Origin of the sequence: Pantoea sp. EKM101V (assembly GCF_011800325.1) — a bacterium.
In the GTDB taxonomy this organism is placed as follows: Bacteria; Pseudomonadota; Gammaproteobacteria; order Enterobacterales; family Enterobacteriaceae; genus Pantoea; species Pantoea anthophila.
In genome coordinates, this window is the sequence record NZ_JAALFP010000010.1 from 103783 (window position 1) to 118990 (window position 15208).

11 protein-coding genes are annotated in these 15208 nt (G+C 59.3%); 3 read left to right on the forward strand and 8 right to left on the reverse strand.

The features are described 5' to 3' along the window. Positions 1–29: 29 nt before the first annotated feature. Positions 30–1283, reverse strand: a complete 1254-nt coding sequence (glyA, locus tag HFD92_RS16095) for a serine hydroxymethyltransferase (RefSeq protein ID WP_009088694.1) — start codon at positions 1281–1283, stop codon at positions 30–32. 324 nt (positions 1284–1607) lie between these two features. On the opposite strand from glyA, the gene hmpA reads away from it, so the two are divergent. Beyond that, a complete protein-coding gene (gene hmpA / locus HFD92_RS16100) occupies positions 1608–2792 on the forward strand; it encodes an NO-inducible flavohemoprotein (protein ID WP_167429248.1) in 1185 nt (394 codons plus the stop codon). A gap of 93 nt (positions 2793–2885) precedes the next feature. Here the strand turns inward: hmpA and glnB are convergent, their stop codons facing one another. From glnB to purL, 5 genes are all read right to left on the reverse strand, one after another. Beyond that, positions 2886–3224 carry a nitrogen regulatory protein P-II gene (gene glnB / locus HFD92_RS16105; protein ID WP_003848647.1) on the reverse strand — a complete coding sequence of 113 codons (339 nt, stop codon included), beginning with the start codon at positions 3222–3224 and terminating at the stop codon, positions 2886–2888. Between the two features lie 183 nt (positions 3225–3407). Continuing rightward, positions 3408–4742: a two-component system response regulator GlrR gene (gene glrR, locus HFD92_RS16110; protein WP_009088690.1), complete on the reverse strand. Its 1335-nt coding sequence runs from the start codon at positions 4740–4742 to the stop codon at positions 3408–3410. After that, a complete protein-coding gene (gene qseG / locus HFD92_RS16115) occupies positions 4742–5410 on the reverse strand; it encodes a two-component system QseEF-associated lipoprotein QseG (protein WP_009088688.1) in 669 nt (222 codons plus the stop codon). Before qseG ends, glrR begins: the two co-directional genes overlap by 1 nt. Before the next feature lie 3 nt (positions 5411–5413). Beyond that, complete coding sequence (locus HFD92_RS16120) at positions 5414–6841, reverse strand: HAMP domain-containing sensor histidine kinase (protein ID WP_046102377.1); 1428 nt, start codon at positions 6839–6841, stop codon at positions 5414–5416. A 560-nt stretch (positions 6842–7401) separates the two neighbouring features. Beyond that, positions 7402–11289 carry a phosphoribosylformylglycinamidine synthase gene (gene purL, locus HFD92_RS16125; protein WP_167429249.1) on the reverse strand — a complete coding sequence of 1296 codons (3888 nt, stop codon included), beginning with the start codon at positions 11287–11289 and terminating at the stop codon, positions 7402–7404. A gap of 268 nt (positions 11290–11557) precedes the next feature. Here purL and mltF point away from each other — a divergent pair, with 268 nt between their 5' ends. Next, the gene (mltF, locus tag HFD92_RS16130; protein ID WP_150028955.1) at positions 11558–13024 is read left to right on the forward strand and encodes a membrane-bound lytic murein transglycosylase MltF; all 1467 of its coding nucleotides are present in this window, start codon (positions 11558–11560) and stop codon (positions 13022–13024) included. Here the strand turns inward: mltF and tadA are convergent. Both tadA and yfhb read right to left on the reverse strand, forming a co-directional pair. Beyond that, positions 13021–13512, reverse strand: coding sequence for a tRNA adenosine(34) deaminase TadA (gene tadA / locus HFD92_RS16135; RefSeq protein ID WP_009088680.1), 492 nt, complete (start codon positions 13510–13512; stop codon positions 13021–13023). The two genes, mltF and tadA, sit on opposite strands and share 4 nt — an antisense overlap. Positions 13513–13564: 52 nt before the next feature. Next, positions 13565–14203, reverse strand: a complete 639-nt coding sequence (gene yfhb / locus HFD92_RS16140; protein WP_009088677.1) for a phosphatidylglycerophosphatase C — start codon at positions 14201–14203, stop codon at positions 13565–13567. 156 nt (positions 14204–14359) lie between these two features. Between yfhb and HFD92_RS16145 the strand changes: the two genes are divergently transcribed. Next, a complete protein-coding gene (locus HFD92_RS16145) occupies positions 14360–15199 on the forward strand; it encodes a MurR/RpiR family transcriptional regulator (protein ID WP_009088675.1) in 840 nt (279 codons plus the stop codon). The last annotated feature ends 9 nt before the right edge of the window (positions 15200–15208 follow it).

Genomic DNA, 15208 nt, shown 5'->3' on the forward strand with positions numbered 1-15208 from the left:
TTTTGTGCTGTCTTACAACAGGTTAGCGATTAAGCGTAGACCGGCAGACGACCGCAGATTTCCAGCACTTTCTGCTTAGTGCGCTCAATGGTCGCTTCGTCGTTGACGTTGTCCAGCACGTCCGCGATCCAGCCTGCCAGTTCACGTACGTCCGCTTCTTTAAAGCCACGACGCGTGACGGCCGGGGTACCGATACGGATACCCGAGGTGACAAACGGGCTCTTCGGATCGTTTGGCACGCTGTTTTTGTTGACGGTGATGTTGGCACGGCCCAGTGCGGCATCCGCTTCTTTACCGGTCATGTTTTTGCTCACCAGATCGATCAGGAACAGATGGTTATGGGTTCCGCCAGAGACGATGTCGTAACCGCGCTCAATCAGCACCTCTACCATCGCTTTGGCGTTTTTTGCCACCTGCTGCTGATAGGTTTTGAACTCCGGCTCCATCGCCTCTTTGAAGGCTACCGCTTTACCGGCGATAACGTGCATCAGAGGACCACCCTGACCGCCCGGGAAGACCGCAGAGTTCAGCTTTTTGTAGAAATCTTCGTCGCCGTTTTTCGCCAGAATGATGCCGCCACGCGGACCCGCCAGAGTTTTGTGGGTGGTGGAGGTGACGATGTGCGCATGCGGAACCGGGCTCGGATAGACCTCAGCCGCGACCAGACCGGCAACGTGCGCCATGTCGACGAACAGCCAGGCACCGACGCTGTCGGCGATTTCACGCATTTTTGCCCAGTCGCAGACGCCGGAGTAGGCAGAGAAGCCACCCACGATCATTTTTGGCTTATGGGTTTGCGCCAGTTCAGCCAGCTCGTCATAGTCGATTTTACCGGTTTCATCGATACCGTAAGCAACCACGTTATAGAGTTTGCCGGAGAGGTTAACCGGTGAGCCGTGAGTCAGATGTCCACCGTGCGCCAGGTTCATCCCAAGGATGGTGTCGCCCGGCTGCAGCAGCGCGGTGTAGACGGCGAAGTTTGCCTGTGAACCGGAGTGAGGCTGCACGTTAGCGTAGTCGGCACCAAACAGCGCTTTTGCGCGATCGATCGCCAGCTGCTCAACGATATCAACGTATTCACAACCGCCGTAGTAGCGTTTACCCGGATAGCCTTCAGCGTATTTGTTGGTGAGCTGAGAACCCTGCGCCTGCATAACACGCGGGCTGGTGTAGTTTTCAGAAGCAATCAGTTCAATGTGCTCTTCCTGACGCACTTTCTCCTGCTCCATCGCCTGCCACAACTCGGCATCATAATCGGCAATGTTCATATCACGCTTTAACATCCGGATCTCCTGACTCAGCTAACTTTCTGACGGTATTTGCCCCCTCTGGGAGCGAAGGCCAACAGTGTAAACCGTTTTAACAGGTGAAGGTAGGGTGAACCGCCTCTTTTTACGCAAACGATTGGCTGACGGGTGGCACTGCTTTTTTACACCTTTTCTCCCCTCTCCGGCCCGCCGAATCCGCGTCTGATAACAGGCGCTTTTTTCCAAATGCACGGAAAAGTTGCCACCGGCAGCCGGTGAAAACTGACCGGCTGCTTTACAGCAGAAGCGAGACGGTATTAAGATGCATTTAAAATGCAACTTTAAAATGAGGTCACTGATATGCTTGATGCACAGACAATCGCCGCTGTTAAATCGACCCTCCCTGCCGTCGCCGCCTGCGGTCCGAAGCTGACCGCGCACTTTTACGAACGCATGCTGACCCGCCACCCTGAGCTGAAAAACGTTTTCAACATGAACAATCAGCGCAACGGTGCTCAGCGCGAAGCCCTGTTTAACGCTATCTGCGCCTATGGCGCGAATCTGGAGAATCTGGCCGTGCTGCTGCCCGCCGTAGAGAAGATTGCGCAGAAGCACACCAGCCTGAATATTCAGCCTGCGCAGTACGCTATCGTCGGGGAGAATCTGCTGGCAACGCTGCGCGAGCTGCTGAATCCGGGTGAAGAGGCGCTGGCCGCGTGGGGACGGGCCTATGGCGTGCTGGCGGATCTGTTCATCCAGCGTGAGGAGGAGATTTATCAGGCGACAGAGAACCAGCGCGGTGGCTGGCGCGGCACCCGTGCGTTTCGCATCAGCGCGATTGAACAGCAGAGCGAGGTGATCAAAAGCTTTACCCTGACGCCGGTTGGCGGAGGGCCGGTAGCGGCCTTTAAACCGGGTCAGTATCTGACCGTTCATCTGCAGCCTGCCTGTTTCGACCATCGTCAGATCCGTCAGTATTCGCTTACTCACCTCAGCAACGGCAGAGATTACCGTATCGCGGTGAAACGTGAAGCCGCGGGCAGCGTCTCCGGCTGGCTGCATCAGCATGCCTGCGAAGGTGATGTGCTGCAGCTGACCGCGCCGCACGGGGATTTCTTCCTTGAAGTCACCCCTGCTACGCCGGTGGCGCTGATCTCCGCGGGCGTGGGTCAGACGCCGATGCTGGCGATGCTGCATGCGCTGGCCGCCGGTTATCATCGCGCGCCGGTCAGCTGGCTGCACGCGGCAGAGAACGGCAGACAGCATGCGTTTCGCAATGAAGTGGCCGCGACAGGCGCACAGCTGGCCGATTTCACCCACCGGGTCTGGTATCGCGAGCCCGCAGCTGAGGATGCCGGACACTATGAGGCTCAGGGCGTGATGGATCTCACCGCCCTCTCTGCACGGCTGGCCTCACCCGCCACCCACTTCTATCTCTGCGGTCCGCTGGCTTTTATGGAGCACGTGGTGGCGCAGCTGCGGGATGCCGGCGTGGCAGACACACGCATTCATTACGAACTGTTTGGCCCGCATAAAGGCATGTAATGAGCGTAAAAAAGCCCGCAGTGCGGGCTTAATCTGTTGAACGATGCAGGGTAATGCTGGCAGCAGCGGATACACGCAAGGCGCAGCAGGGCATCAGATTGCCTCTTCATCCTCTTCGCCGGTACGGATTCGCACCACGCGCGCAACGTCAAAGACAAAGATTTTACCGTCACCGATTTTGCCGGTCTGCGCCGTGCGCATAATGGTCTCGACGCAGGTATCAACGATATCGTCGCCCACCACCATCTCGATCTTCACTTTCGGCAAAAAGTCGACCATATACTCTGCGCCGCGATACAGCTCGGTGTGCCCTTTCTGGCGACCAAAGCCTTTAACCTCACTCACGGTCATCCCGGTGATGCCCACTTCCGCTAAGGCTTCACGAACATCATCGAGCTTGAATGGTTTGATAATCGCATCAATCTTTTTCATGTCAGACCCTTTTTCACTCCCTCCATGGTCAGAGGGTTTATCAAGTATAAATGTTGCTGGCGCTGTCGGGCGCTAATATCCGGGATTCTTCAGGTTGCCGCAAGCGCTGTCAGCGCCGGGAGCATGCCCGGCCACGATCCGCGCCTCAGCAGGCAACCTGGCGCTCGCCCGTCTCAGCCTGCCCTACTCTTTGAAATCACTGGCATCCAGCTCATGACGGGAGAGCAGCTTATAGAACTCCGTGCGATTGCGTCCAGCCAGTCGCGCGGCATTGGTCACGTTGCCCTTCGTCATCTGCAGCAGCTTACGCAGATAGTTCAGCTCAAACTGATTGCGCGCCTCAGCAAAGGTGGGCAGCGCACTGTTTTCACCGCTTAACGCCTGCTCCACCAGCGCATCGCTGATGACCGGCGATGAACTCAGCGCCACGCACTGCTCAATCACGTTAACCAGCTGACGCACGTTGCCAGGCCAGCTGGCGGCCATCAGACGCTTCATCGCATCGACTGAAAAACTGCGCACCTGCGGTTTATGGCGTTCCGCAGCCTGACGCAGCAGATGATTAGCCAGCAGCGGAATATCTTCGGTGCGCTCATGCAGCGCCGGAATTTTCAGGTTCACCACATTGAGACGATAGAAGAGATCCTCGCGGAACTCCTTTTTCTCCATCGCCTTCGGCAGATCGCGGTGGGTGGCGGAGATAATGCGCACGTCGATCTCGCTGTCGTGATCGCTGCCCAGCGGCCTGACCTTACGCTCCTGCAACACCCGCAGCAGCTTAACCTGCAAGGGTTGCGGCATGTCTCCAATCTCATCCAGGAAAAGCGTGCCGCCGCCCGCGGTTTTGAACAGCCCTTCGCGGGCGCTGACCGCGCCGGTAAAGGCCCCTTTGGCGTGACCGAACAGCTCCGACTCCAGCAGCTGCTCCGGCAGCGCGCCGCAGTTAATGGCGACAAACGGCTTGCCGTTGCGCGGGCTGGCGGCGTGGATCGCCTGCGCCAGCATCTCTTTACCGGTGCCGCTCTGTCCGTTAATCAGCACGCTGACATCCGACTGCGCCACCATATGGGCCTGCTCCAGCAGCCTTAACATCAGCGGGCTGCGGGTCACGATCGCCTCCCGCCAGCGGTCATCACTGACCGGCGCCTGCTGGGCCAGCGCCTCATCAATCGCTTTATAGAGCGCATCGCGATCGACCGGCTTGGTCAGGAAGCTGAATACCCCCTGCTGCGTAGCGGAAACCGCATCCGGGATCGACCCATGTGCGGTCAGGATAATCACCGGCAGACCGGTATGGCGTTTCTGAATCTCGCCAAACAGCGCCAGGCCATCCATTTCATCCATGCGCAGATCGCTGATCACCAGCTCAATCTTCTCTTTCTGCAGCAGGCGCAGCGCCTCTGGTCCACTGGCTGCGGTGGTGACCTGATAGCCTTCGCTGCTCAGACGCATGCCCAGCAGCTTCAGCAGGCTGGGATCGTCATCCACCAGCAGCAGTTTTGCCGCTTGTCTGACCATTATTGCTCCTCATCCTGCGGCAGCGCGGTGCCGTGGCCGTTTTCAGAGACATCCGGGGCTTTGCGCGAGGAGAGCTGACGCTCAATGTCCGTCAGCCGCTCCAGCTTATGCTGGGTATCGCTGAGCTGCTGCTGCTGTTTAACCATCTGCTGGCGGAGCGTCTCCTGCTGGAGGTCGCTGCTCTGTTGCAGATGCGCATAGCGGGTGCGCGCTTCGCTCAGGTCAAGCTGCGCGGTCTGGTTACTGCGCCACAGCTGAATCAGCGGGCGCACGGACGGCGGAAAATCACTGTTGTAGCGATCCAGGGTTGCCACATAGTCACGGCGCTCTACGGGGGTCACGTTGCCATTGGCCATCAGCACGCCCTGCTTGAACGCGCGCGACCAGCTCTCTGCCGGCCAGCGGTGGGCTTCGGCTCTCGCTTCGGCGGGAGAGAGGCGTTCCGCGCAGTCAATCGCCCGCATCCAGTAGAGGGGATTGCTCAGCGCCGCGCTCTTCTCTATCGGCCACAGATCGTTACAGCGGGTCGCCAGGTAGTCAGCGACCGTCACCTCCGGCTCCGCCACCTGATGACCAGACGGCAGAGAGGAGGTGGCCGGTGCGGTGGTGCATCCGCTGAGCAGCAGCGTCGCCAGCGTGCTCAGCAGCAAAGCGGGTAAATATTTCATCAGTCAGACGTTCCCGGCTGTGGTGTTCAGTTCAATTCGAAAACAGACATCCGCCTGTTCGCAGGCAACCAGCGTCAGGTCGCCCTGCATCCGGCGCAGGCAATCTTTGGCAATGCTCAGACCCAGTCCGCTGCCCTTGACCGGCCCTTTACGCTGCTGGCTGCCCTGATAGAACGGCTCAAAAATCATGGCCTGCTCCTCCGGCGGGATCGGCGTGCCGCTGTTGGCGACATCAATCCAGATCCGATCCCCCTGCTGCTGACTGCGCAGCCAGATGGTACCGGATTCGCTGCCGTAGTTCACGGCGTTCGAGTAGAGGTTATCGATGACCCGCACCAGAAGCGTGGGTTCAGCAAGACAGTGGCTGACGTTGAGGTCGACTACCGTCTGCATCATTCTGGCATGGGCCGAGAGTGCATGCGCGTTCACCACCGACCCGACCGCATCCACCACGCTGACCGGCTCCAGCCGAATCGGACCATCGGCCAGTTTGCGGTTGTAATCAAGCAGCTGTTCAATCAGGCGCTGCAGATGGCGACTGCTGCCGTCGAGGATAGCGACCACCTCTTTCTGATCGGCATTCAGCGAGCCAGCCACCTCATCCGCCAGCAGCTCCGTGCCTTCGCGCAGGCTGGCCAGCGGCGTTTTCAGTTCATGAGAGATATGGCGCAGAAATTCATGGCGCTGCGTTTCCAGCCAGGCCAGCCGTTCGCTCAGCCAGACGATGCGCTGTCCCAGCGACCGCAGCTCGCGCGGGCCACGAAACTTCACGCTGTTCCCCAGCTCCCGCCCTTCTCCCAGCCGGTTGATCATCCGCTCGATACGCTTGACCGGTCCGATAATCATGCCGGTGAACAGCGTCATCAGCGCGAGGCTGATGATAAACAGAATCAGCGCCTGCCAGCCGAAAAACTGGCCGCGATCGGCAATTTCGCGCTGCAGCTGTAAGCCGCGCGCAAACACCACTTCACGCGTGTCCTGCACCATCTGCGCGTTGGTGGCTGAAAAGCGATCCAGCGCCTCTGCGGCAACCGGCACCGGATTGCCATTGTCACATTTCAGTGGCGTCAGCAGCGGCAGGGTGGCCTGCAGCGTCTGAAAGACGGGCAGTTCCGGCAGGCTGGCGCTGTGCGAACTCAGCATCTGACTGTAGCGGGTGTGCTGGGTCTGATAGAGGCGGGCCAGTGAGGCATCGTCCAGCACGCAATACTGACGATAGCTTCGCTCCAGCTCCACCGCCGTGCGCGCCATCGCCTCACTGCGGCGAACATCGGTAAACGTATTGCGGTTGGTGTCAGCGGCCTGCTCGCTTAGCGCAGAGAGACTTTCCCACGCCTGCCAGGCCAGCACCAGTAAAGGCAGCAACACCAGCACGAAAGCCATCAGCACCAGCTGACGCAGAGAACGGGGAAATAAACGCCATTTTTTCACGCGGCCGCTTCCTTAAAAGAGTGCTGACAGGATGCTAGCGGAGTCTGCCGACGGAAGAAAGGGGAAGAAAAGAAAACGGCAGGCTCAGTGGCCTGCCGTGGACACGACGCGCAATGCCTCGTGTAAGAATGGGTGGAGCCTTACTCAACGTTACGTCCGGTGTTTGATAACGCAAGCGATTATCGGTCAGTTGGACGGCAGGCTCCGTTTGGTGCGTCATTCGGACTTTATGAGCTCTTTTCCGCCAGGCGGGGCAATCATAAACAGATGAATGAGCAGCTGCAGGATTATAGCAAGTTCCGTGCCAGAAAATAAATGATTATATTTTTCAGCATATTGCCTGCCTTAGCCCGCCTCCCCGTGCGAAAAGTCTGATGATGACAGGGGCGGAGTGTCGTCCGAAAGCGACATAAAATCACCCCTGCTCAGTAATCTAATAAAATCAGCAGGATAGATGTCGCCAGAAAGCGACACCCTCCTTACCGCTCTGTCGCCTTTTGCCAACAGGGGGCAAAAAAAGAGGAGGCCCGGAGGCCTCCTCTTTAATGCAGCGGATGAGATTAACCCAGCTGTCTGCGCGCGTTGCGGAAAATACGCATCCACGGGCTGTCTTCACCCCACTCTGCCGGATGCCAGGAGTTGCTGACGGTACGGAATACGCGCTCCGGATGCGGCATCATGATGGTGACGCGACCACTTTCGTTCGTCACGGCCGTGATACCGTTTGGCGAGCCGTTCGGGTTAGCCGGATAGGTTTCGGTCACCTTGCCGAAGTTATCCACGAAGCGCAGCGCCACCAGACCTTTCGATTCCAGCGCGGCCAGATGCGCCGCATCACGCACCTCAACGAAGCCTTCACCGTGGGAAACCGCGATAGGCATGTGCGAGCCGGCCATGCCGTCCAGCAGCAGTGACGGACTGGCGGCCACTTCGACCAGGCTGAAGCGGGCTTCGAAGCGCTCAGACTGGTTACGCACAAAGCGCGGCCAGAGATCGCTGCCCGGGATCAGCTCACGCAGATTCGACATCATCTGGCATCCGTTACAGACGCCCAGCGCCAGGGTCTGCGGACGGTGGAAGAAGGTTTCGAACTCATCACGCACGCGCGGGTTGAACAGAATCGATTTCGCCCAGCCCTCGCCAGCGCCCAGCACGTCACCGTAGGAGAAGCCACCACAGGCAACCAGCGCCTGGAACTCTTCCAGACCGCGACGACCGGCCAGCAGGTCGCTCATGTGCACATCAATGGCGGTGAATCCGGCCCGGTCGAAAGCCGCAGCCATTTCCACATGGGAGTTGACCCCCTGCTCACGCAGCACGGCGACCCGTGGACGCGCACCCGTGGCGATCATCGGTGCCGCCACATCTTCCTGCGGATCGAAGGTCAGATTAACGTTCAGGCCTGGGTCGCTGTCGTTTTTCTTCGCCTCATGTTCCTGATCGGCGCACGCCGGGTTGTCACGCAGGCGCTGCATCTGCCAGGTGGTCTCTGCCCACCAGGTCCGCAGCGTGGTCCGGCTTTCGCTGTAGACGGCGCTCTCGCCGGCACGGATCACGAAGCGATCGCCCGGTTGCGCGCTGCCCAGCAGATGCGTTGAGGCGGCAAGGCCGTGATCGGCAAGGATCTGCTCCACCGCAGCACGATCGGCGGCGTTAATCTGGATCACGGCGCCCAGCTCTTCGGTAAACAGTGCGGCCAGCGCATCGTTACCCAGCGCGGCGATGTCAACGTCGATGCCGCAGTGACCGGCAAAGGCCATCTCGGCCAGGGTCACCAGCAGGCCCCCGTCTGAACGGTCATGGTAAGCCAGCAGTTTCTGCTCAGCCACCAGCGCCTGAATGGCGTTAAAGAAGCCTGCCAGCTGTGTGGCATCGCGCACGTCCGCAGGCTTGTCGCCAAGCTGACGATAGACCTGAGACAGCGCGGTTGCGCCGAGGGTATTTGCCCCATTGCCAAGATCGATCAGCAGCAGCAGGTTATCCCGGTCGGCCTGCAACTGCGGCGTAACGGTGCGGCGCACATCTTCGACCCGGGCAAACGCGGTAATTACCAGCGACAGCGGAGAGGTCATCTCACGCTGTTCGGTGCCTTCCTGCCAGCGGGTTTTCATCGACATCGAATCTTTACCGACCGGGATGGTGATCCCCAGCGCCGGACAGAGCTCTTCGCCGACCGCTTTCACCGCCGCATATAAACCAGCATCTTCACCCGGATGACCGGCTGCAGACATCCAGTTTGCCGAAAGCTTCACGCGCTTCAGCGAGCCAATCTGGGTTGCCGCCAGGTTGGTCAGCGCTTCACCCACGGCCAGGCGGCCCGAGGCGGCGAAGTCAAGCAGTGCAACCGGCGAACGTTCGCCGAGGGCAAAGGCTTCACCGTGATAGCTGTCGAGGCTGGCGGTGGTCACGGCACAGTTGGCGACCGGGATCTGCCACGGGCCGACCATCTGATCGCGCGCCACCATGCCGGTCACGCTGCGGTCACCGATGGTGATCAGGAAGGTTTTTTCCGCCACGGCCGGCAGATGCAGGACACGATTGACCGCATCAACCAGGGTAATGCCGTCACGCTGCAGCGGGTTGCCCTGCGCCTGCTGCGTTACCACATCCCGCGTCATCTTCGGCGTTTTACCGAGCAGAACGTCAAGCGGCATGTCGATCGGCTTATTATTGAAATGCGAATCTTCCAGGCTCAGGTGCAGCTCTTCGGTCGCTTCACCAATCACCGCGAATGGAGCGCGTTCGCGCTGGCAGATCGCTTCAAACTGCGCCAGCTGATCCGGGGCCACGGCCATCACATAACGTTCCTGTGATTCGTTGCACCACACTTCCAGCGGGCTCATACCCGGCTCATCGCTCAGGATGTCACGCAGATTAAAGCGGCCGCCGCGGCCGCCGTCGCTGACCAGCTCTGGCATCGCATTGGAGAGGCCACCCGCGCCCACGTCGTGGATAAACAGAATCGGGTTCTCATCGCCCAGCTGCCAGCAGCGATCGATCACTTCCTGGCAGCGGCGCTCCATCTCCGGGTTATCGCGCTGAACGGAGGCGAAGTCGAGGTCAGCATCAGACTGGCCCGAGGCCATTGATGACGCGGCACCGCCGCCCAGACCGATGTTCATGGCCGGGCCGCCCAGCACCACCAGTTTGGCACCGACGCTGATTTCGCCTTTCTGTACATGGTCGGCACGGATATTACCGATGCCGCCTGCCAGCATAATCGGCTTGTGATAGCCGCGCAGTTCGGTGCCGTTGTGGCTGGTGACCTGCTCTTCGTAGGTACGGAAGTAGCCATTCAGAGCCGGACGACCAAATTCGTTGTTAAACGCCGCCCCGCCCAGAGGGCCGTCGGTCATGATCTCCAGCGCGCTGACGATGCGAGCCGGTTTACCAAAGTCCTCTTCCCACGGCTGCTCAAAGCCCGGGATGCGCAGGTTAGAAACCGAGAAGCCGACCAGGCCCGCTTTCGGCTTGGAGCCGCGTCCGGTTGCGCCTTCATCACGGATTTCGCCACCGGAACCGGTCGCGGCGCCTGGCCACGGTGAGATGGCCGTCGGGTGGTTGTGTGTTTCCACCTTCATCAGGATGTGCGCCGCTTCCTGATGCCAGCGGTATTCGCTCTCTCCGGCGTCAGCGAAGAAGCGGCCCACTTCGGAACCTTCCATTACGGCGGCGTTATCTTTATACGCAGAGAGCACGTAGTCCGGCGTCTGCTCCATCGTGTTTTTGATCATCTTAAACAGCGACTTTGGCTGTTTTTCGCCGTCGATAATCCAGTCGGCATTGAAGATCTTGTGACGGCAGTGCTCAGAGTTCGCCTGAGCAAACATATAGAGTTCGATATCGTTGGGGTTGCGCCCCAGCGCGGTAAAGGCCGTCACCAGGTAGTCAATTTCATCATCCGCCAGCGCCAGACCCAGCGTGGTGTTCGCCTGAACCAGCGCCTGACGGCCCTCACCCAGCAGATCGACACTCTTTACCGGCTGCGGCGTATGGTGCGCGAATAATTGCTCAGCCTGCGCCAGATCGCTGAAGACCGTTTCCATCATCCGGTCATGCAGCAGTGTGCTCAGCGCCTGCCACTGCGTTTCGGTCAGCTGCGGGGCCTGCACATAAAAGGCCAGGCCGCGTTCGAGGCGGCGAACCTGCGGCAGGCCGCAGTTGTGGGCGATGTCGGTGGCTTTGGATGACCAGGGCGAAATCGTACCGGGACGCGGGGTCACCAGCAGCAGACGGCCCTGCGGGGCATGTTCAGCAAGAGAGGGACCATATTTCAGCAGGCGCTGCAGACGGCTCTGTTCGTCTGCGCTTAACGGCGTGCTGACATCAGCAAAATGGATGTACTCGGCGTAAATATCACTCACCGGCAGATGAGCGTCCTGAAAGCGGGTCAGCAGTTTGTTTACACGAAATGCCGACAGGGCGGGCGAACCACGCAGAATTTCCATTACATAAGTCTCTCGTCAGGGCGCCGGGCGACGCTTGATTGGGCGCAACAGGGAAAACGGGGCGTATTATAGAGAAAGCGCCTTCGCGACGAAACCGTTTGCGCACAATTTTTGGCGACACGGATTTGCCTGAAATTTGCGCAAAAGCTGCTATAAAAGTTGCTCAGCGTCATTTTGTTGCGCAAAATGCCCCTCGCTCTGGGAGTTCAAAGAAGACAAATACTGCCTTTAAAAGACAGAGGCCTTAGAGCCAGCGAGAGATAACTATTTGAAACGCCTAAAATTTAATTATCTGTTTATCGGTCTGGTTGCCGTGCTGTTAGCGTTAGCGCTGTGGCCATCCATTCCCTGGTATGGGGGTGGGCAGGACGCGATTTCACAGATTAAATCACGGGGAGTGCTGCGCGTCAGCACCATCAATTCCCCCCTGACTTACTACACCGTCAATCAATCTCCGGCCGGTATGGATTATGAGCTGGCAAAACGTTTTGCTGATTATCTGGGCGTCAAGCTCAAGGTCACGGTGCGCCCTAACCTGAGCGATCTGTTCGATGACCTGGATGATGGCAAAGCCGATTTGCTGGCCGCAGGCCTGAATTACAACAGCGAACGCCTGACCCGTTACCAGACCGGGCCGGGTTACTACAACGTATCGCAGCAGCTGGTCTACCGCGTGGATAAGCCTCGCCCCAAAAACCTCGGTGACTTAAAGGGGCGGTTAACGGTCGCGTCCGGATCGGCTTACCTCTCCACGCTGAAGAGTGCCCGTTCCAATCAGTTCCCCGATCTGGACTGGGCCATCTCCACCGACCAGAGCCCGAAAGCCCTGCTGGAAGCGGTGGCAGACGGCAAGCTCGACTACACCATTGGTGACTCCGTCACCATCGCCCTGCTGCAGCGTATCTATCCGCAGCTGGCGGTGGCGTTCGACGTGACTGATGAGGAGCCGGTCACCTGGTATGTGCGGCACAGCGACGATGACAGCCTGAATGCCGCGATGCTCGACTTCTTTAATGGCATGGGTGAAGAAGGCGCGATGGCGCGACTGGAGGAGAAGTATCTCGGCCACGTCGGCACCTTCGATTATGTCGATACCCGCACCTTCCTGCGCGCGATCGACAACACGCTGCCCGACATTAAGCCGCTGTTTGAGAAGTACGCCACCAGCATTGACTGGCGGCTGCTGGCGGCGATCTCCTATCAGGAGTCACACTGGAATCCTCAGGCCACCTCTCCTACCGGCGTGCGCGGCATGATGATGCTGACGCGCAACACCGCAGAGAGCCTGGATGTGGGCGACCGCACCGATCCTGAACAGAGCATTCGCGGTGGCAGTCAGTATCTGCAGGATATGATGTCGAAAGTGCCACAGACCATCCCGGAAGATGAGCGCATCTGGTTTGCGCTGGCCGCCTACAACATGGGCTACGCCCATATGCTGGATGTGCGGAAACTTACGGCCCGTCAGGGTGGCAATCCGGACAGCTGGGCAGATGTGAAGCTGCGGTTACCGATGCTGAGCCAGAAACGCTACTACGCCCAGACGACCTACGGCTATGCGCGCGGGCATGAGGCCTATAACTATGTGGAGAACATCCGCAAGTATCAGATCAGTCTGGTGGGCTATCTGCAGGAGCAGGAGAAGCGCCTGGCACGCCAGGCGGCGGAGGCAGCGGCGGAGGCCGAACTGGCCAAAGGCTATCCGGCGGTGGAGCCGAAGATCGCCATGAACTAACTCTGGCGTTGCGCCTGACGCAACGCTTTTTTCTCTTCGCGACGCATACGAAAGAAGTCGCTCAGCATCGCAGCACACTCCTCCGCCAGCACGCCGCTCGCTAACTCAACCTGATGGTTCATGCCGGGGTGACCCAGCACATCCAGCAGCGAACCCGCCGCCCCGCTTTTCAGATCGTGCGCGCCATAGACCAGCCGGGTGATCCGGCTGTGCACCATCGCCCCGGCGCACATCACGCAGGGTTCCAGCGTCACATAGAGGGTGGTTTCCAGCAGACGGTAATTTTCCAGCACCTTGCCGCCCTGACGCAGAGCCATGATCTCCGCATGGGCGGTGGGATCGTGCTGGCCGATGGGCCGGTTCCAGCCTTCGCCGATCACCCGGTCATTCTGCACCAGCACCGCCCCCACCGGCACTTCGCCCTGCTCCCAGGCCCGCCGTGCCAGGCTGAGCGCATGGCGCATCCAGTATTCATCTTGTTGTTTCATGCAGACCACTCCGGGCGACAGAAAAGCGGCGCATTATAACGGGTGCCGAAACTTATTCCAGCTGTTGCAGCTCACCTGCCGGTGTCACGCGCCAGCGATGCTGGCAGAAAAACAGCAGCGGGTTATCCTGTTTGCTGTCGCTGTAGCCGCTGTAGAGCTGCAACGGCGTGCCGATTTTCTCTTCGAGCTGGGCGACTTTCTCATGGCCGAGGCAGCGCATGGCCAGCACCCTTCCCCCCCAGCCGCGCCGCATCTGACTGGCAATCAGCTTCACGCGCGGCAGAAAGGCGGAGTCATAGTAGACCTGCTCCACCAGCGACTGAGGCGATCCGGTGATCAGCCAGACATCGGCGTCATCACTGCCGAGGTAGTCGGTCAGGCGCTGCTGCACCACCGGAAAGGCGGTGACCCGCTGGCGAAACCACCGGGCAAACTCCGCCTCAAGACGCAGCAATGTCTGCTCTGAACGGCCAAAGGTAATCGACCAGAGCAGCAGGCTCATGGGCCAGCGGGCCGCCCGGCCTTTAAACAGCAGGCCGATCCCCACCACCGGCAGGAGGGGCACCACCAGCAACAGATTAAGTGGTCGCCGGCGCAGCAGATAGCGCATAAAGGTGCCGAACATGTCCTGCTGGTGCAAAGTGCCATCCAGGTCGAAAAATACGATGCGACGTTGTGTTCCCCTGGTCAAACAACTCTCCTTCGGGTCTGGTTCCGGAATCATAAAGAGTAGTGTAGCCATCATCAGGCGTAACGGCGATGAGTGTCATTTTTAATTCCGATGACTACAATGCCTGATGAATAGTTTATTCTTCTCCGATTATCCCCTGAATGATGAGGATTGGGCATGAGTTCACTGCTGCGCATTCGCCAGCTTTATCCACGTCTGGCACTGAACGAGCGTCGGCTGGCCGATTTTTTACTGTCGCAACCTGACAGGGCGCGTCATCTCAGCTCGCAGAAGCTGGCGGAGGAGTCCGGCGTCAGCCAGTCGAGCGTGGTGAAGTTTGCGCAGAAGCTGGGATACAAAGGATTTCCGGCACTGAAGCTGGCGCTGAGTGAGTCACTGGCGGACAAGGATGCCATCACGGTGCATAACCATATTCTCAGCGACGACCCGCTCAAAATGGTGGGTGAAAAACTGCTGACCGAAAAGCTGTCGGCGATCCGCGCCACGCTGGATATCAACAGCGAAGAGAAGCTCAACGATGTGCTGCAGCTGCTGAAGAATGCCCGGCGTATTCTGCTGGTGGGGATCGGGGCGTCAGGTCTGGTGGCGAAAGACTTCTCCTGGAAGCTGATGAAGATCGGGATCAATGCCGTGGCGGAGCAGGATATGCACGCCCTGCTGGCCAGCGTCCAGGCGATGGGGCCGGGCGATGTGCTGCTCGCCATCTCCTATACCGGTGAACGGCGCGAGATCAATCTGGCCGCGCAGGAGGCCGCTGAGGTGGGTGCGGATGTGGTCGCCTTTACCGGCTTTACCCCGAATACGCTGCAGCAGAGCGCCAGTTACTGCCTCTATACGGTGGCGGAAGAGCAGAGTACCCGCAGCGCGGCGATCTCCTCGACGACGGCCCAGCTTGCGCTGACCGATCTGCTGTTTATGGCATTGGTGCAAAACGATCCGGAGCGCGCTTCCAGCCACATTCGCCACAGCGAGGCGCTGGTGAAAAAGCTGGTCTGATCAGCGGGA